Genomic DNA, 18,871 nt, shown 5'->3' with positions numbered 1-18,871 from the left:
TTTATGTTATGTTCAATATCATTACTAATACTTCATTTTACTACAATAAATTTCACACCTGATAATCAAATGACAGTTATAAATCTTATAAATGTATTAATCTTATTAGCATTGAATCATTTTTTGTTAATAACATTTAAAAGTTTAGCGGAGTATGATTTAATTAAATTTAATTATAGAGAACTGACTATGGTTTCAAATTTTTATAATGAAAGAATAGCAGAAAAATTTAAAATAAGTGAGTTAAAACATGACTTAAAAAAAATTCTTTATTCTATTTTTTTAATGGCAAAAAATAATGATATTAATGGAATTATACAAGTTGTTACTGAGCATACAGATATTATGGATTGTAAAAAAGTAATATCAAATACAGGAATAAAAGAAATTGATAGTATTATAAATTATTTTGCAAGTAAGATAGATGGTGAAATTGAATTGCAATATTCGGTAATAATAAATGAATTACTTAATATAAACAGTAATGATTGTATTGTACTTATAGGTAATTTGCTTGACAATGCTATTGAAGCGCTAACAAATGTAGAAAATAATCAAAAAAAAATAATAAGTATTAAAATTTCACTTGATAGAAATATCTTTCATGTAGCAATTGAAAATACATATAATGGAATTCTAAATTTTGATAAATATGGATCGTTATTAAGCACAAAAAATGAAGTTTATAATCATGGATATGGTTTAAAAAGTATTGAAAAAATAGTACAAAAGTACAATGGAATATGTGATTTTGCTCCTAAAACTTCAGATATATTTATCTCTTCTGTTATGTTGTACCAATCTGTGACTAGAGAGTAACTAAATAACTATGTAGATATGAAAATGATTCTTAAATTTTTTGATATCTATATTATAATAAAAGGAGATTATAACATGAATAAAATTAAACGTTATGCAATGAAATTAAGTGCTTTTTTGCCTCTAATAATGGTATCAATAATAGCAAATTTTGCCTGTTATGGACCAGCACATTCACCTGATTTGCCACCAAATAACAAATATATGAGGAAATTTTAATATATGTTTTCAAGAATTTCTTATAAACTAGCAAATTCTTTGGTGAAAGAAAATATTATTAAAAATGAGGACATGGAACTTTATAAAATCGGCTATATATGTACTTTTTCTTTTTTTTTACATCTTTTGATAGTTATGTTTACAGGCATACTACTAACGCAGTTTTTTGAAAGTACTATATTTATATTGTTTTTTTACCTTTTACGAATATGTGCGGGTGGATTTCATCTGAAAAATGCATCAACTTGTTTTATATTTACCATTTTCTTAGAGATGATTTCTAATCTAGCAATTAAGAGTTTTTTGATTAATACTATAACGACAAAATTAATTATTTTAATCATGTTAGTGGTAATATTTTGCTTTTGTCCAGTAACTAATAAGGCTTCTGTAGACACCTTAAAAAAGAAACGCTTTCGTTTTATTCTTTGTATAATAATATACTTAATAGAATTGACAATGTTTTGTGTTTTTTTCTTACTTAAATTATCTTCCTTTATGAACGCAGTTGTATATGCCTGGTTATTGTTTTTGTTATTAAATATTATGGGACAAGTGCAAAATAAAATTTCGGTTAATTGACCAACAAATGACTAAGATTTAGACTATGTAGTCTCAAATTCTCATGTCTTCTGGTACTAATTGTACATTCTCACCCAGTTCAAAGCAACGATGAATTGTTTCAAGTTTAAGTATGAGTGATGGGTGTCTATGGTAATCTGGCGTATTATTATACTTTCGTCGAGTACTTTTATAACTGCACGGGACTCTTTTTATTCTTCATTTAGTGCTCAACTTCCGCGTTTAGTAACGAATTTAAAGTTTTCTTAACACTGTTTTTACTAAATATTTTATTTGAGTCTGGATTAAATTTTAATTTAATTGATAATGTTTTTAGACATAGTTTTTATATTCTGTTTGGAAATTTTGTATGCTAACTTGATTCCACCAAACGATAAAAACTTTGTCTATTTACTTATTTGCATTGATAGCGTAAACTTACTGTAGGATGCAATTAGGCAGAGTTGCCCCGATGTGTTTCAGATTTAATTTCTGCTTAAACTGTACCTATTTTTTATTCATTTTACAATCCCCAAATGTAATTTTTGAAATATACTATCTTTTTAACCTCCGGAAATGGCATACTATGTGTAATTCTATCAACATATCTTTGTTCCTCGCTTAGTTTTTTCTTTTCTGAACGAAACATTTCTCCACTCAAATAGATTCTTTCCTCTTCACAGCCTACCGCCACTAGTAGATCCTGTTTTTGCATTCTTACCAATTTCAACATATTTCCTTTATTCGCTTTATAAATACGCAATTTTTTCATTTGATTAACTTCATGTCTACTCCAGCCAAGCGGACGTGAACTCATTCGGTCTGCATATAGATACTGTGAAGACTTTTGCGCAAATTAAATTTTAACTTAACCGCCTTGATTATCTATTACCAGTCTGCTTTTCGTTTGGTTCCGGTAAGTTAACCGGCTATGATTCCCTCTTCTTCAGAGATTACCATTGATTTTAAATGTTCCATGTTTAAATAACGCTTAGATCCCCACTCACTACTGGCTACATGGCGTAGTCTAGCACATACCAGCATTAGGGCTGATTCTCCATCTGGAAAGGTTCCTACAACTTTTGTATGTCGTTTAATTTCTCGATTTAAGCGTTCCAGAGTATTGTTAGTTCTAATTCGTCTCCAATGCTCAGCTGGAAAGTTCATGTATGTCAAAGTTTTTTCTATGCTTTCCTCTACTTTATCAGCTGCTTTATTAAGCTTCATTCCTCGAAGCTTTTTGACTACTGAATCCACTTTTTCTCTGGCAGCGTTTTTATCTTCTTGAGCATGGATTGCTTTTAATATTTTAGCTACATCTTTCACTTTTTGTTTTGGTGTAACAGAAAACACATTTCTATAAAAATATACCGTGCATCTCTGATATTTTGCTTCTGGAAATACTTGTCCAATTGATTCAACCATACCAAGGGCTTTATCTCCAGTGATTAGTTTGACTTTTCATATTCTCCACCCCAGCATCGTTTTAAGAATACACCATCTACAAATACATATGGATAGGTTTTACTCTTAAGCTTACGATTTCTCCAGTTTTCAATGTGTTCATAAGCTTTTTTATTTAAATTACTAATTGTACCAGTAGGAGAGACTTTTGCTCCCCATAGCGCTTGTGTAATGTCCTCTACTCTGCGGACTGAATCACCAGCAAGATACATCTCAATAAGAGCTTCTTCAACAGATGTTTCTTGCCGCTTATACCTCTCGATAATAGCAGTTTCAAATGTTACACCTTTTAGCTTTGGCATCTTTAAATTTACATCGCCAGAGGTTGTAGTAAAAGTACGGTCATAATGACCAGCACGGTATCCTTTGCGTTCTTCATTACGTGCATAACGCTCTGCGTTAACAAGCTGTTCAGCTTCCGCGTCTAGTAATGAATTTAAAGTTTCCTCAACGCTGTTCTTTACTAAATCCTTTAATTGGGGGTGGATTAAATCTTGATTCAATTGTATAATGTTCTCAGACATAGTTTTTATCCTCCTTGGAAATTTTGTGTGGTAACTTAATTCTACCAAACGATAAAAACTATGTCTATTTGCTTATTTGAATTTGCGCAATCTATTATACGTCATCCTTACATGACCTTCTGCCCTACAGCCAACTTGTGCACCTTGATTCTTTAATCCCTGGATCGGCTACAGAAATTTTAAGGGCATATATGATAGTATTAATAAGGAAAGGATGATGCCCTATGTCTAAAAACAAAGAACCAAGACCACGTCGTACATTTACACCTGAATTAAAACAACAAATCGTTGATCTCTATCGAGGTGGAAAAAGAAAATGCGATATTATCAGAGAATATGATATTGCAAATTCACTCCTTGATAAATGGATTGCCCAGGCAGATAACAGTGGTTCCTTTAAGGAAAAAGATAACCGTTCTACAGAAGATGCCGAACTGATCAGGCTTCGCAAAGAAAACCAGCAGCTTAAGATGGAGAACGATATTTTAAAGCAAGCAGCGCTGATCTTAGGACGAAAGTAAATGTGATCAAGGCAAATGCCCACAAATACTCTGTGTCAGCAATGTGTAGAGTCCTACAAATTCCAAGAAGCACTTATTATTACGAAGCAAAAGCAAAGCAAGACGAATCTGAACTGACAGCAAACATAATTGATATATTTAAGGCGAGCCGCAATAATTATGGAACGCGGAAAATAAAATCCGATTTAAAGGATAGAAATATAATTGCTTCCCGTCGTCGCATCGGAAGAATTATGAAGCAGGAAGGACTTGTTTCAAGTTATACGACTGCCCAGTTTCGTCCGCAGAAAGATACCTGCAACGAGTCAAAAATTGAAAACGTCGTAGATCGCCAATTCAATCAACAACCATATAGAAATATTGTTGTAAGTGACCTAACATATGTCAGGGTCGGCATGAGCTGGAACTACATATGTGTCCTTGTTGACCTCTTTAATAGAGAAATAATTGGTTACAGTACCGGACGCAACAAAACAGCAGCCCTTGTAAAACAGGCATTTCAATCCGTAAAGGGAAATCTTAAAGATATCCAGATATTTTATACGGATCGGGGTAACGAATTCAAGAATCAGACGATTGATGAAACTCTGAAAGCATTTGAAATTCAACGTTCCCTCATCCATAAAGGCAGTCCTTATGATAATGCAGTTGCAGAAGCAACATTTAAAATAATCAAAACAGAGTTCGTCAGGAACCAGACCTTTAGCAGCTTATACCATCTTCAGATTGAATTGTCTGATTATGTGAATTGGTTCAATAACCACAGGATTCATTCTTCACTAGGATATTTGACACCGGTGAAGTATAGAATGATTACCCTTAAAAAAGTTGTCTAGAAAACTGTTGACAATCCACCCTCCATAATTCCTGTCCAATTTCCCAATAGATACTTTTTACTGGCTTCTACTTTATTCCTTTTACTTTCTTCCGTAACATTTAAAATCTTCTCAAACGTTTTGGACTTGCGTCAATAATGTAGACACAAAAAGTTTAACATTTGCCTCACCCTCTCAGGCAACTTCATGAGCCTCCTGGGGAGTCATATAATTTATTGCGCTATGAATCCTTTTTCTGTTGTACCAGGATTCAATATATTCAAATACTACTTTTTTGGCAGTATTGAAATCATAATATTTACGTCGATTTATTTCTTCCTTCTTTAATAATGAATGAAAAGACTCAATACAGGCATTATCATAAGGATTACCTTTTCTACTGAAAGAATGAATCATGTGTTTGTTATCAAGATAGTCCTCAAATTTTTGACTAATATACTGGCTTCCCATGTCACTATGAAGAATTATATCTTTTGTCATCTTGACGTTTAAGCATGCATTTTCTATTGACTTTACAGCTAGTTCAGCTGTCATGGAAGTATCATAGGCGTAACCAATGATTTTCCAACTGTGAAGATCCATGACTGATGCTAGATAAGTCCAGCCATCTTTCATTGTGGATATAAGTTATGTCTGCAACCCATTTTTGATTAATGCCAGTTGTACTAAAGTCTCTATCCAAGATGTTTTCCCTTTCATCAGGAGTTGTTTTCTCTGAATAATAGCGGAACTTCTTTACAACAATAGAGCAGATACCCATATCTTTCATATATCGCTGAACACGTTTTAAACTAATATTTTCGCCTTTTCTGGTCAGTACATTATGGATCTTTGGTGCTCCATAGCGGGATTTGCTATCCAGCCAAATTTCTTTGATTTTAGCTTTCTGTCTTTCAGCTTCCTGTTGCCGTTTTGATGGGACACGAACCAAAGCTTTATAATAGGTACTTCTAGGGAAATGCAAGGCTTTACATATAAGTTTTACGGTATAAATTGATTTGTATTTATCGAAACCACTGCTTATGAGACAGACCACTTTATTTACATTTTATAATGTGTAGGTATTGTTTATCATTGTATATTTTATTTGCTCGTATTTCTTAGCTGTAATTAAGTAATAAAATCTATGGGGTAGCTAATCATCAATTTATTATACACTTACATACAAATTGCTTGTAGAAGTAGCATATTTTAACAATTAAATATAACTATATTTAAATATATATATATATATATATTATGCCATTCAATTACAATATAATTGACATTATATTACAATATGACTTTTTTATTGCCTTTTAATGATATTATTGCAAAAGTTAATAATATTTGAAGTGGAAAGGCAAGACGGAAGAGGTGTGGATGTTGATTGATGAATTATATAATTCTAATAATAAATGTTTAGTATTGGTGACATTTGGGTCAGGTTTAAAACGCCAGATTGCTTCTGGAAGTCTTATCAAAGCAAATGGTATGGTATTTATAGCAACCGCTGCCCATTGTATATATAATACATATGGAAAATATTATTATGAAAATGTCATATTTTCACTATTTACAGAAAACTATAAGAAGAAGTATAGAATGTCAAAAGCATATATTCATAAAAACTGGATAGAAAATGCTGCTCTTGAATGTGATACAGCTTTTGTTTTACTTAATAAAAATGATTTTGATTATAAAAAATATATAGAGTGTTCAATAGAAACTAGGTTTAATCTTGAATATGGGCTTAAATATGCTATAAAAGGATTTAATACTAAACTATTTTTTAGTAGACCAGATCCAGTAACTGTAATTGGAAAAGCAATACAACATGAGAAATATACTAGAATTATTCAAGGTATAGAGTGCAAGAAAAAAAATGGTATATCTGGAGGACCATGGTTAACAATATATAAAAATAAAATTGTGCAGAATGCTGTTTCAAGTTTTAGCTTTAAAAACCACGACGATATTCTGTGGGGTCCATTTTGGGGCAATACTATTGAGAACGTACTACATATAGCGTGTGGTGTACATAATGGTTCACCAGATGTAATTATTAAAGAATATTAGCTATTTAAAAGGAGGGGGTAATTATGAAACGTGTATTAGAGCTTCAAACTATGCAGGCAAAAAATTATGAATCTGCAGCAGCTTCAAATTTAAGTGTATCATGCAAAAAAGAGAGTACTATTAGTGTTTTTTGGTGCGTTATAAAGTAATAAAATTTAAATTAAATTTATTAAACTAAATTAAACAGAAGGTGAAAATTATGGATCCACGCTATATGATGTACGTTTTTGGTAATTCGAAATATTATAAACCGTCAAAGAAAAACATGTTTAAAACAATGTTTAAAGTTCCTCAACTACCTGATGGTTGGGAGGAAAGATTGGATGAAGAAAAACATTGGAGATATTGCTTAAGAAAGGGTTCACGTCTTCCTCGTCAAGGATGGAAGATACATATAAGCTGTAACTCGCCAGATGCACAAAAAGCTCTTAATATCGTAGCATCTATACTTTATAAAAAAGAAGTTGATTTTAAATTTGTTTGCAGCAAAATTGAACTCAATATTAAAAATTCAAAATATGGAAATAGAGGAGCTTCGGGTAAGTTTATAACAGTATATCCTGTATCTGAGGAGCAATTCTTGGAGTTGCTTGAAGCTTTGAATGAGGCAACAAAAAATATTCCTAAAGGCCCATACATACTAAGTGACAGACGTTGGAAAGAAAATAATGTTTACTTTAGGTATGGTGGATTTGCAGAAATGTATCTTATAGAAAATGGACAAAAAAAACTGGCTATAATGAATGATAAAGATGAGCTTATTGTAGATGAACGAGGACCATCTTATTTATTACCCAATTTTGTAAAGGAACCTAATGCTATTAAGATAATGGAGACTGAGCAGAATAAAAATGAGCAACAATCGTCTCTTTTAGATAATTATAATATAACTGAAGCGTTACACTTTAGTAATGGTGGAGGTGTCTATTCAGCAACAGATAAAAGAACTAATATTGAAGTTGTTATCAAGGAAGGGCGTCCTGGTGCAGCTGTAGACTCTAATGGAACGTATGCATTTGAACGAGTAAAAAATGAAATTGAAGCTTTGCGTAAGTTGGTTGGATTAGAGTCTGTTGTACAATACATAGATCATTTTCAAGTATGGGAACATATATTTTTAGTTGAAGAAAAAATCGAAGGTTACACCCTTAACACATGGATAGCAAAAAATTATCCATTTATTGAAGGAAATGGTGATATAAATAATTATGGTAATAAAGCAATGATTATTTTAGAAAATCTTTTAAATGCTATAAAATCAATTCACAATGCAGGTATTGCTATGGGAGATATTTCACTCACAAATGTAATGATTAATCCTAAAAATTTAAACATTAAATTTATCGATTTAGAATCTGCGGGAGATCCTTATATTGGCAAAACAGGTCTGGGTACAATGGGATTTATGACCTCTTTGGCTAAAACAAAAGAACAGGCTGATTGGTTCGGAATAATGAGGATTTTCAGACAAGTATATCTACCTATTTGTGATATACATGAAATTGACCCTGCAGTTGATTATAAGTTGGATAAGTGGATAGAAAATTCCTATAATAATGGAAAAAAAATAATTAAGTCTATTAGAGAAGTTGAAGATATATGTGCAAAAAAAATAAAAGGTTTTTCTGAGAAATATAAACCTACTAATAGTTATTATGAAAAAAATATTCGTCTAACATTGCCTAAGACCATTGAGAAAATGCGTGCAACAATGGTAGAAGAATTGAAATTATCTCAAATTATATTACAAGGAGATATAAGGCAATACGTTTCAAAAGGAGGAAAACTTAATGTTATGACGGGAGGATTTGGAATTGTTCTGGCTTTATCACGTACAGGAGAGTTGCCAGAAGTTGCTCGTCAGTGGGTTGAACGTTATAGTGCTCATAAATATTTAAAAAATTTAGATGATGGTCTTTTTACTGGCAAGGCAGGAGTAGCATGTGTTCTTTATGAATTAGGCTATAAACAATTATCAAGAAAGGTAATTAATAATATAAACATAGAAAAGGAAGAGATTGCGGATGTGTCAATTCTTTCGGGGCTTGCAGGAACGGGTTTAGCATTATTATCACTTACTTCAGATTCTGAATTTACAGATCTTTTGCCATGCTGTATTACTATTGCGAAACAGTTAGAAAAGGCGTTTCAGAAGGATGCCAAAATTATTAAAATTGATGATGATTTTATAACAATGGGACTTATTGATGGTTGGGCTGGAGTGTCAATGTTCTTTACAGCATTGTACAGAGCAACAAATAATAAAAAATGGTTAAATAACGCTATTATAACACTTAAAAAAGATATTGATAATTGCATAAGAGATGAGCATGGTGTATTGCATACAGATGACAAATCCCGTATATTGCCTTATTTGGCAGGAGGAAGCGTTGGTATAGCAATTGCAATACATCAGTTACAGGAATTTATTCCCCAAGACATGTTTATAGAAGAGTTAAGAGATATTCTAAAAATGAACAAGACAAGGGTGTGCTATAATGGAGGGTTATTTAGGGGGTTTGGAAGCTTTATTCTTGTGAATAACATTCTACATTGTTGTGATCCAAATGCACCTGATATTACTTTAAAGTTGCTACATCATTTAAATAATTATATTGTCGAGGATGATAACAATTTGTTTATTGCAGGAGACTATGGATACAAACTGTCTCACGATTTATACACAGGTTCAGCAGGTATTCTTTTAACGTTATATGATATTGGACGGAACAAATATTTATCTTGGTTTCCTATACCTAAAAGCCCATTTTTACGTTGCTAATGATATTATCAGCAATTTATTAACAAAAACAGTTAGTAGGAAGGAGTTGTATTTATTCATGAATAAAGTACTTTTGTTACAAAGTATGGATTTAAAGGCCAGAGATAAAAATAAGGCCGATTCTATGATGAGCATCTTATGTAGCCCTGACCATAGTAATACAAGTTATTTTTTCTGCTAGTTTGTATAGCATATACTTACATATTAAAATTAATTCTAAAATGTATCTAGCTGGTACAGAAAAATATTTATGATTAGAGCTGGTTTATGTGTCTTGCGATACATCCAGATAGATATTAAAAAAAAGGAGGCGATAATATGAAAGCAGTTTTAAATCTTCAAACTCTCTCAGCAAATGAGGAAGTTAATTTGCATGGTGGATCTTATCAGAGTGTGAGTTGCAAGGACAGTAGTCATGCTAGTCTGTTCGCTTGCTAGTAATTAATGTTTTAAGAAGGAGGTGAAAAATATGAAAGTTGTTCTCAATCTTCAAACGCTTTCAGCAAATGAGGAAGTTAATCTTCATGGTGGATCTTATCAGAGTGTGAGTTGTAAGGACAGTAGCAATGCTAGTTGGTTTGCTTGCTAATCTAGTTTGAGTTGATTATGTCAAACACGTAAAAATGGTTGAAGTAAATGATTTACATAAGAGTTAGTGCTTTCAAAAAGGGAAGCACTAACCCCTTTTGTATAATAATAAAGCGATATAAAAAACTTTTAATTCGTAATATGAAAAGTTAAATTTTAACTACAAGGGTAACCACTCTATGCCTCACCGGTGGCGAATATCCTAGTGAAGAATGAATCCAGTAGTTGTTGAATTAATTTGCATTCAGTTAATTTAATCTAGAAAAGATATAAACTGCTAAATGTGTGTCCCTTGACGGTTCTGTTAACATGATCCGCTTGAAATATTCGTATATCTTTCAGATTTCTATTTCGGATTGAAATGCTTGATCATTTGGTCTAATGTTTTATTTTTTCCTGCAATATAACAATTGTCTTTACTGTCAGTTCAGATTCGTCTTACATGTTCATCTGCCTCGTAATAATGTGCCTCTTGTGATTCTTAGAATTCTATACATTTCTAACATAGAGTATATGCGGGCATTTGCATTTTTTTTTGCTCTAAAATTGGCGCTGCTGGTTTTCCTGGCGAAGTCTGATAAGCTCGATATAGGTTGAAAATTTATTGTTTTAATTCGGGTGTAAATAAACGACGTGATTTTGGTTTTTTGTTTGGTGACATGGGAATCATTCTTTTCTTGTTTTTATTATTATTAGCACCCTTAAAATTTATCTTTAGTTAATTGTATCCAATCCAACGCTTAAAAAAGTGATATGATTAATTATCCTTTGTAGCAATCGCTTAATTTGCCTGTAGAGCTTACAAAATTGACGTTTAGATTGGATTACATGATAAATTTTAAATAGCTAAAAAATATATTTAAAGAATGTTGCTAGTTGTATATAATCTCACTATAAATTTGTTAGGAGTGATTTTTATGAAAAAAAATAAATCTGTCTGTATAAGCAATATTTACAAACAATATGGGAACTTACTTCCCCCTAAAATAATTCTTTTTGTGGCATTGCTTTTGCTACTAATAGATACAGGTATATCACTTCTCATTCCTTATATCACAATGATTGTAATTGATAACGTAGATATTACTAATATAGATTACAAACTGTTTTTTATTCTTGGAATATTCTTGTTATTATCAATGGTTATAAGTGTAGTTTCTTTTATTATTATAGAAAACGTGGGCGAAACTACTGTAAAAAAATTAAGAAGCAAACTTTGGACGAAACTACTTTATTTACCAGTTTCCTTTTTTGATAATAGTAATATAGGCGATCTAATGAGTCGTACAACAAACGATACACAGGCAATAAGAGAGTTTATTAGTTCAAGATTAGCAACTTTTATTACAAGTTTAATTACTGTAGTAGGTACATTTGCAATAATGTTAACAATAGATTGGAAACTTGCTATACTTTTGTGTACCTCTGTACCAATGGCAGTTTCAGTTAGTATATTACTAGGAAGTAAAGAATATGGAATTTCAAAATTGTTACAAGATACGTATGCTTCTTGGCAGAGTGATATTTATAGAACACTATCAGAAATTCGCTTGGTAAAATCTTCTGTCGCAGAAAGTACAGAAAATAAATTAGGTATTCAAGCAATTGATAATATTAAAAAATTACGTATGAAAGAAGCAAAGATAAATGCAATAATTAATCCTTTATCTCAAACGCTAGTAATTCTTTTATTAATTATTAATGTTGGATATGGTGGATTACGTATAAATACCGGAACTTTGACCACAGGTGCATTTGTAGCATCGCTAAGCTATTTGTTTAGATTGACACAACCCGTTCAAGAAGTATTGCAATTTTTTACATGTTACCAAAAATTTTTAGGATCGTTTCAACCTTTGCATAAAATCTTTTCTGTTAGTGACGAATGTGTTATAGATAAACCTCAAATAACAGACTCAGAATCAATATCGTTAGATTGTTCACTATGCTTTTCAAATGTTAGTTTTCGTTATGGAAAAGAATCTCAAATTTTAAATAATATAAGTTTTGAAACCTTTAAAGGACAAATTTTAGGTATTGTTGGACCAAGCGGTGCAGGAAAAACAACGATATTTTCACTTATTGACAGGTTTTATGAACTTACTCAAGGAAGTATATATTATAAGGGGAAAAATATAAATAATTTTAATTTGTTTGAATGGAGGAGGAAAATTGCATATGTTTTTCAGGATTCTCCTATGATGTACGGAACTGTACGCTATAATCTCACATATGGAACTGAAAAATGTACACAAGAAGATATTGACAATGCAATTGATAATGCAAATCTAAGAATGCTTATAGAAACATTACCACAAGGTATTAATACAGAAATTGGAGATAAGGGGGTTAAATTATCAGGTGGTGAGCGTCAGCGTCTTGCTATAGCAAGGGCAATGGTTAGAAACCCGGAAATACTTTTATTGGATGAAGCAACATCGCATTTAGACAGTGAATCTGAGAAATTGGTACAAAAATCATTAGATAAATTAATGGTGGGTCGTACTACTCTTGTAATTGCTCACCGTTTGTCAACTGTGAAAAATGCAGCAAAAATAATAGTATTAGAAAACAAAACTATAAGTGGAATGGGTACTCACGATGAATTAATACGTAGTAATGAACTATACAGAAAGTTTGTACAGCAGCAAATAAAAAGATGAAAATTAAACTTGCGGATCGGCTATAATTAACTATACAGAAATTTTAAGGGTATATATGATAGTATTAATAAGGAAAGGCTGACGTCGTATCTCTGACGGTGTCAAGCTTTTTTGTAACACCTGTGTATAGTTTCATTCCCTACGCAGCACATCGTGCTGCATAAGGTGTAAGACCTCCATTATAACGGTGTGGTCTTATGTAATTATATTTTATATAAACGAAATCATAAACACCTTGATCTAAAGCTTCATTGGTTTTGAAGCGATGAATGTTTAGATATTCGTTTTTAAAACGTATTATAAAAATGTTCCATTACTGCATTATCATACGGACAGCCCGCTTTACTCATACTTTGCTGAATATGTTTTTTTCACAAAACTCATTAAAATTTTTCGATGTATATTGCGACCCTTGATCCGAATGCAAGATAATTCCCTTTGCTGGTTTTCGACGATCTAATGCAATTCGGAGTGTATCAATTGCCAATTGTGCATCAATGTGATTACTGTTAAGCGTTGCTATTACTTCTCTGCCACATAAATCTAGAATCGTACAATTATATCTTTTTGTTCCATCTGTACGAGGTATATAAGTAAAATCTGTACACCATATTAGATTCGGCTTTTTTACATCAAATTCACGATTTAATAGATTTGAAAATATTTTGTTTGCAACTCCTTTTTTGTACCCAGGTTTTTTCCTTCGAACAATTGATCTTAGCCCTAATTCCTTCATATAATGATGAATGGTAAGTGCAGATCTAATGATTCCGTTTTCGTTTTCAAGATAATCACGCATCATGTAATAGCCTGGTATGCCCTCCTCACGATGGTACTTGGCAACCATGATACGTTGAATATATGCCTTTTCTTTACGATATTCTTGTTTTTTATCCTTTTTGTAATTGTAGTAAGCATTGGGACAAATATGAAACTTTTTCAATAACCATCGAACGCCAAATTTAGAATGATATTTCTGGATAAACTGGTATTGTGCTAATCTATTTCCTTCGCAAAGAATGCTGCCGCTTTTTTAAGAAGTCATTTTCCTTTTTAAGTTCTTCTAATTCTTTTTTTAAACGCTTTGTTTCAGCATATGCGTCAGATTCTTCTTGTTTAGTTGGATTGCTTTTGCATTTTTTGCAGTATTGCTGTAACCAGTATGTGATTGTGCCGCTACCAAGATTGTATTCTTCAGTAAGGCTTTTTTTAGTTCTTCCCTCTTCCAGATAGAGGCGAAGTACTTTTTCTTTGAGCTCAGGCTCATAACAATTGTTTGACATATTGTAACTTCTCCTTTGATGTAGGTCATTTTACCAAACCATACATTGGTGTTACAACTTAATTATACAACGTCACTCTCAAAACAAGTAACTAAGATTATGTCGTACATTTACATCTGAATTAAAACAAAAAATCGTTAATCTCTAGTGAGGTGAAAAAGGAAAATGCGATATTATCAGAGAATATGATATTACAAATTCACTCTTTGATAAATGGATTGTTCTGGCAGATAACAGTGGTTCCTTTAATGAAGAAGATAACCGTTCTACAGAAGATGCCAAGCTGATCAGGCTTTGCAAAGAGAACCAGCAGCTTAAGATGAAGAACGATATTTTACACCAAAGGCGGTCGGCGCCAAACAAGCGGCGCTGATATTAGGACGAAATTAAATGTAATCATGACAAATGCCCACAAATACTCTGTTAGAAATGTGTAGAGTCCTACAAATTCCCAATAGCACCTATTATTACGAAAGAAAAGCAAAGAATGAATATGAACTAACAGTAAACATAATTGATATATTTATGGATTTCCACAATAATTACGGAACACAAAAAATAATCTTACATATGTCAGAGCCGGCATGAGCTGGGACTCATTGGTTACAGTATCCGACAAAACAGCAGAACTTGTAAAACAGGCATTTCAGTACATAAAAGGAAATCTAAAAAATATCATAAAGGCTGTTCTTATGATAACGCAGTTGCATACTGTTGATAATTTACTTGATTCATATTCGACTACTAGACTAATTTCGTTTAAAATGCACTTAATTACTTAATGCAACCATATTTTTACAATATGCAACGCTAGGTGGGTTGCATAAATTTCCTATTATTAGTATTATAAATAAGAACAATATATTAGTTTTAAATTATGGGTTTTTTGGTGAGATAACTGTTACAGTTTAATCTTAGGAAAATTACTCAAAAATTGAGATTTTTAAATTATAAAATTGATCTGTATCATTAATATTAAAAAGAAAGGAATTATGGTGATTTCGCATCTTTGAACATCATAGAGAATATATGAAATTTGGTGACAAACTAAAATCTTTACGAAAAGAGCATGGGTATTCCCAAGCGGATTTTGCACAACAGCTCGATATAACACGTCAGGCAGTAAGCAAATGGGAAAGTGGGCAGGGTTATCCTGAAATTGAAAAATTGATACAAATAAGTAACCTGTTTGGTGTCACACTTGATTATCTTTTAAAAGAAGAGACTGCAGAAGAGAAGAATTCAATAGGAATATATGTAAGTAAAGAAGAGCTTGATGGATATTTATATTACAATTGCAGAAAAGCAAAACATATAGCAATTGGAATAAGTATATTTAGTGTTTCAAATATCTTTTACTATATATTTAAGGGGGCTATAATAGGGAATTCAATGTCATGGCTTTTGAGAGCAATAGGAATATCTTTTATACTATGGCAACTAATAATTCCCAATAACTACAGGCAATTTAAATTTAAACAATTACTTTTTGATACAGAAATTATTAAGACTTTTAGAATACAACACAATATAAATATAAGAAAGTACTCAGCTTTGATCATTGCTGGTGTTATATTTTTGTTATTCAGTTCACCAATACAATATATTTTATCAAAAGAATATAGCCTAGTAGAACTATCATCTGTTATAGAAACTATTATGAATTCAGCGGCTTTTGGATTATTTTTTTTGGCTGGAATATCAATAAAAGCTGAAACATTAATATTTAAACAGTTAGAGAATGGTGGATGTAATTTAGAACCAAATTTAAAATGGATAAGTATTGCTATTCCAATAACAATACTAGCAATTTTTATTGGTTTTATAAGTAATACATGGAATCCGATTGTACCAATTTTTGTTTTAATATGTATAGTGCTCATAAAAATATATAGTATTATGTTAGAAAGAGGTGAGTAATATGGTATTTAGGAAAAAAATAATCTGTATGTTGCTTTTCTTGTTTTTAATTTTACTTTGTGGCTGCAATAGCAATTCTACTAATAAGAATAATATAAGTAAAATAGAAATTTATTCGGCTGAGGATAATGATTTGCTAGTAGCATCTGATAATAAAGACAAAGTTTCTTTTCTTAATGAACAACTTGAGATTGAACCACTAATTCTCAGTGATGAAGAGATAACTTCTTTTAATAATAACCATAATCATGATCTCATTATTAAAGTATATAAAAAGGAAGTGTCAGCTATTGATTCAGGAGATAAATATATTTTTACGCTGACAACTTACAAAGGTACTAATGTTGTAAAAATGGAGGTGCAACCAGAAGCAATACCATCTATTAAGATTCCTAAAGATAACCTTGTTTTTTATTATACGGCAACGCAAGAAACAATAAATAATATTAATTCTATATTGGATTATAATAAAAATTCTAGGTCAACTACTTCAGTTAATCAAGAAGAGAAAAATGAAGAGAGAAAGTCCGATTTTTATCATGTGGGAAACCCTCGTATTTCGAAAATAGAAATTTATGCGTCTGAATCTAAATTAATTAAAACAATTGAAGAACAAAGCATATGCGATGAGTTTCAGGATAAATCAGCAGGTTCTAATAAAGATTATAATGGCGATGAAAAAAAAGAAATTCTTGCAGAAAAAAAAGAAAAATATCGTTTTGTTGTTTACAAAAAATCATTTACTAAAGACAAAGTAATGTTTGAAATTAAATTGTATAATAAATCATCTGTAATGAAAATGTATTTTCCACAATCTGCCGTACCGTTTGGTTTAAAACTGGCAGAAGATGACCGTACATTTGTCTATGAAGGCAGGAGTGATGTTATTGAATACTTAACCTCACTTGCACAAAGTAACTGAGATGTAAATTAATATTACCTACACCCTATCGGTCCATATACATTTGGTCCGCCCATGGCGGTGGCTCCCATCAATATGGTGCAACAAGTGGTGGAATATGCGCTAACGGAAATTCCAGCCTATAAAATCAGCCTTGGAATACCAAATTACGGTTACGATTGGCCTCTTCCCTTTGAACGGGGGGTGACTCGTGCTGAGACGGTCAGTAACTTAGAAGCCGTACAGATAGCCATTGAAAATGGTGCTGAAATCCAATTTGATGAGGTTTCCATGTCTCCGTATTTTCGTTATTGGAAGTATGGAATTGAGCATGAAGTGTGGTTTGAGGACGTAAGAAGTTATCAGGCAAAATTTGATCTGATTAAAGCATATGAATTGACGGGAGCCGGATACTGGCAGATTATGCAGTTTTTCCGTGCCAACTGGCTATTACTAGCTCAAATGTTTCAAATCAGAAAAATTGGAGATTAATTATAAAGAAGAAAAAATGCCGGCAGGTTTAAAATCCTGTCGGCATTGAAACGTTCAGATACAGTTAAAATTGCATGTCAGCCAGTCCAAATCGGTTCTTGATCTCTGCAGGTGCCACGTCATGTTCATATTTTACCTCTTCCTGATAGGCACCGGGATCAGACCAGTAACGATTGTTATATCGCACCACGCTTCCGTTGGAGATATCCCGCATCGTTGCTTCTGCACTACCACTATATTCAATCCAGCCCTCATGAGGACCTCCAATTGGCTGGAGCGTATTGTAATCAAAAGGATTCATGCAGGCACCACTTTCCCCAAAACCAAACCAACCATCCTCAAATTGGTACCATCCTGTTTTCATATAGCCTATTTTATCAAAGTAATACCAGTTGTGATCAATTTCTTTTATCCCGTTCATAGGATAAGTACCATTCTCGTTTTCATACCACCATCCGGTATCATTCTGCTTCCATTCGCCTGCAAAAGCAGAAAAACTCAGGAGTAAGGAGAATAATGCAGTCACAAGCAACACGTTAAATTTTTTCATACGTCACCTCTCTAGATTTATTTCATATGAATAGTTTACCTCCCCCCTATTTAAAAATCAATAAAATTTCCATATTTAACCAGGGCTTTCCATAAACTCTTAAGTTCAAGACGACACTTATCCACAATAATGTGGAAATAATTGTGGATTGTTTGTTAGTGTCTGAAAATACGACAGAAAATTGCAAGTTGCTACAAGGCTAGGGTCGTTTTTTATCCACAAAATGAGGTGGAAGTAAGCTCTTGGGCATTGAATGAACCTATACGCTGTGCTAATATAAAATAAGAAGGTCGACCGAACGTAGATGATTGTAACAAAAAAGAAAGAGGGGGGAAAACAATGGATCATATCATTCAATATGTCAAGCCAGAACTGCTTATAATAGCAGTAGTCCTGTATTTTTTAGGAGAAGGAATTAAAAAGAGCCAGATCATTAAAAACAAATACATTCCATTGATTAATGGGGCGGTTGGGATCGCTTTATGTGGGATCTATGTTTTGGCTACAGGCGTTGAACAAACATCGAAAGAGGCTGCCATGATGATTTTTACAGCTATCACACAGGGGATTTTAGTAGCAGGGTTAAGTACGTATGTGAATCAGATCATCAAGCAGTCAGGAAAAACAGAGTAGACAAAAGGGAGGAACCGGCAAGATGGGGGATATCCTGCCGGCTGTCTGAAAAAGTAT

At 32.3% G+C, this 18,871-nt stretch carries 14 protein-coding genes and 3 pseudogenes; 11 read left to right on the top strand and 6 right to left on the bottom strand.

The features are described from left to right. Positions 1-819 (top strand): GHKL domain-containing protein (locus EFT72_RS17720; RefSeq protein ID WP_124068245.1); only part of this gene is annotated, 819 nt, incomplete at its 5' end. A gap of 75 nt (positions 820-894) precedes the next feature. Next, on the top strand, positions 895-1,038 hold the full coding sequence (locus EFT72_RS19380; RefSeq protein ID WP_164473213.1) for a hypothetical protein: 144 nt from the start codon (positions 895-897) through the stop codon (positions 1,036-1,038). A gap of 1,084 nt (positions 1,039-2,122) precedes the next feature. On the opposite strand, the gene EFT72_RS17710 is transcribed toward EFT72_RS19380, so the two are convergent. Then, positions 2,123-2,371: a hypothetical protein gene (locus tag EFT72_RS17710; protein WP_124068243.1), complete on the bottom strand. Its 249-nt coding sequence runs from the start codon at positions 2,369-2,371 to the stop codon at positions 2,123-2,125. Between the two features lie 149 nt (positions 2,372-2,520). Beyond that, positions 2,521-3,587 (bottom strand): annotated as a pseudogene (locus EFT72_RS17705) (IS256 family transposase). 224 nt (positions 3,588-3,811) lie between these two features. Between EFT72_RS17705 and EFT72_RS17700 the strand changes: the two are divergent. Continuing rightward, positions 3,812-4,944, top strand: a protein-coding gene (locus EFT72_RS17700) for an IS3 family transposase (protein ID WP_124068242.1) whose coding sequence is annotated in 2 segments (ribosomal slippage) — positions 3,812-4,073 and positions 4,073-4,944 — 1,134 coding nt in all. Because the reading frame shifts where the segments join, the coding sequence is not laid out codon by codon here. A 174-nt stretch (positions 4,945-5,118) separates the two neighbouring features. On the opposite strand, the gene EFT72_RS17695 is transcribed toward EFT72_RS17700, so the two are convergent. Both EFT72_RS17695 and EFT72_RS17690 read right to left on the bottom strand, forming a co-directional pair. Continuing rightward, positions 5,119-5,526 carry an integrase core domain-containing protein gene (locus EFT72_RS17695; protein ID WP_164473212.1) on the bottom strand — a complete coding sequence of 136 codons (408 nt, stop codon included), beginning with the start codon at positions 5,524-5,526 and terminating at the stop codon, positions 5,119-5,121. Next, positions 5,486-5,980 (bottom strand): IS3 family transposase, encoded by a 495-nt coding sequence (locus EFT72_RS17690; RefSeq protein WP_124068240.1) that lies wholly within the window; start codon positions 5,978-5,980, stop codon positions 5,486-5,488. The genes EFT72_RS17695 and EFT72_RS17690 overlap by 41 nt, the downstream gene beginning before the upstream one ends. A 326-nt stretch (positions 5,981-6,306) precedes the next feature. Between EFT72_RS17690 and EFT72_RS17685 the strand changes: the two genes are divergently transcribed. From EFT72_RS17685 to EFT72_RS17660, 4 genes are all read left to right on the top strand, one after another. Further along, on the top strand, positions 6,307-7,002 hold the full coding sequence (locus EFT72_RS17685) for a trypsin-like serine protease (RefSeq protein WP_124068239.1): 696 nt from the start codon (positions 6,307-6,309) through the stop codon (positions 7,000-7,002). 23 nt (positions 7,003-7,025) lie between these two features. Next, positions 7,026-7,151: a class III lanthipeptide gene (locus EFT72_RS17680; protein ID WP_124068238.1), complete on the top strand. Its 126-nt coding sequence runs from the start codon at positions 7,026-7,028 to the stop codon at positions 7,149-7,151. A 50-nt stretch (positions 7,152-7,201) separates the two neighbouring features. Continuing rightward, entirely contained in the window at positions 7,202-9,784 is a 2,583-nt protein-coding gene (gene lanKC / locus EFT72_RS17675; protein WP_124068237.1) for a class III lanthionine synthetase LanKC, read from the top strand. Positions 9,785-11,289: 1,505 nt separating this feature from the next. Next, positions 11,290-13,035 (top strand): ABC transporter ATP-binding protein, encoded by a 1,746-nt coding sequence (locus tag EFT72_RS17660; protein WP_164473211.1) that lies wholly within the window; start codon positions 11,290-11,292, stop codon positions 13,033-13,035. Positions 13,036-13,174: 139 nt separating this feature from the next. Here the strand turns inward: EFT72_RS17660 and EFT72_RS17655 are convergent. After that, positions 13,175-14,318, bottom strand: a pseudogene (locus EFT72_RS17655) (IS3 family transposase). 1,029 nt (positions 14,319-15,347) lie between these two features. Here EFT72_RS17655 and EFT72_RS17650 point away from each other — a divergent pair. The 3 genes and pseudogenes from EFT72_RS17650 to EFT72_RS17640 form a co-directional block, all read left to right on the top strand. After that, positions 15,348-16,238: a helix-turn-helix transcriptional regulator gene (locus EFT72_RS17650; protein WP_124068233.1), complete on the top strand. Its 891-nt coding sequence runs from the start codon at positions 15,348-15,350 to the stop codon at positions 16,236-16,238. A gap of 1 nt (position 16,239) precedes the next feature. Then, positions 16,240-17,160, top strand: a complete 921-nt coding sequence (locus EFT72_RS17645; RefSeq protein WP_124068232.1) for a hypothetical protein — start codon at positions 16,240-16,242, stop codon at positions 17,158-17,160. A gap of 36 nt (positions 17,161-17,196) precedes the next feature. Continuing rightward, positions 17,197-17,631, top strand: a pseudogene (locus EFT72_RS17640) (glycosyl hydrolase family 18 protein); the annotation flags it as partial. A gap of 64 nt (positions 17,632-17,695) precedes the next feature. On the opposite strand, the gene EFT72_RS17635 reads toward EFT72_RS17640, so the two are convergent. After that, the gene (locus EFT72_RS17635) at positions 17,696-18,181 is read right to left on the bottom strand and encodes a hypothetical protein (RefSeq protein WP_124068231.1); all 486 of its coding nucleotides are present in this window, start codon (positions 18,179-18,181) and stop codon (positions 17,696-17,698) included. A gap of 339 nt (positions 18,182-18,520) precedes the next feature. Here EFT72_RS17635 and EFT72_RS17630 point away from each other — a divergent pair, with 339 nt between their 5' ends. After that, a complete protein-coding gene (locus tag EFT72_RS17630; protein WP_124068230.1) occupies positions 18,521-18,814 on the top strand; it encodes a phage holin family protein in 294 nt (97 codons plus the stop codon). Positions 18,815-18,871 lie beyond the last annotated feature (57 nt).

Origin of the sequence: Clostridium sp. E02 (genome assembly GCF_003833015.1) — a bacterium.
Classification (GTDB): domain Bacteria; phylum Bacillota; class Clostridia; order Lachnospirales; family Lachnospiraceae; genus Lacrimispora.
This window is presented reverse-complemented; position numbering and strand designations above follow the sequence as displayed.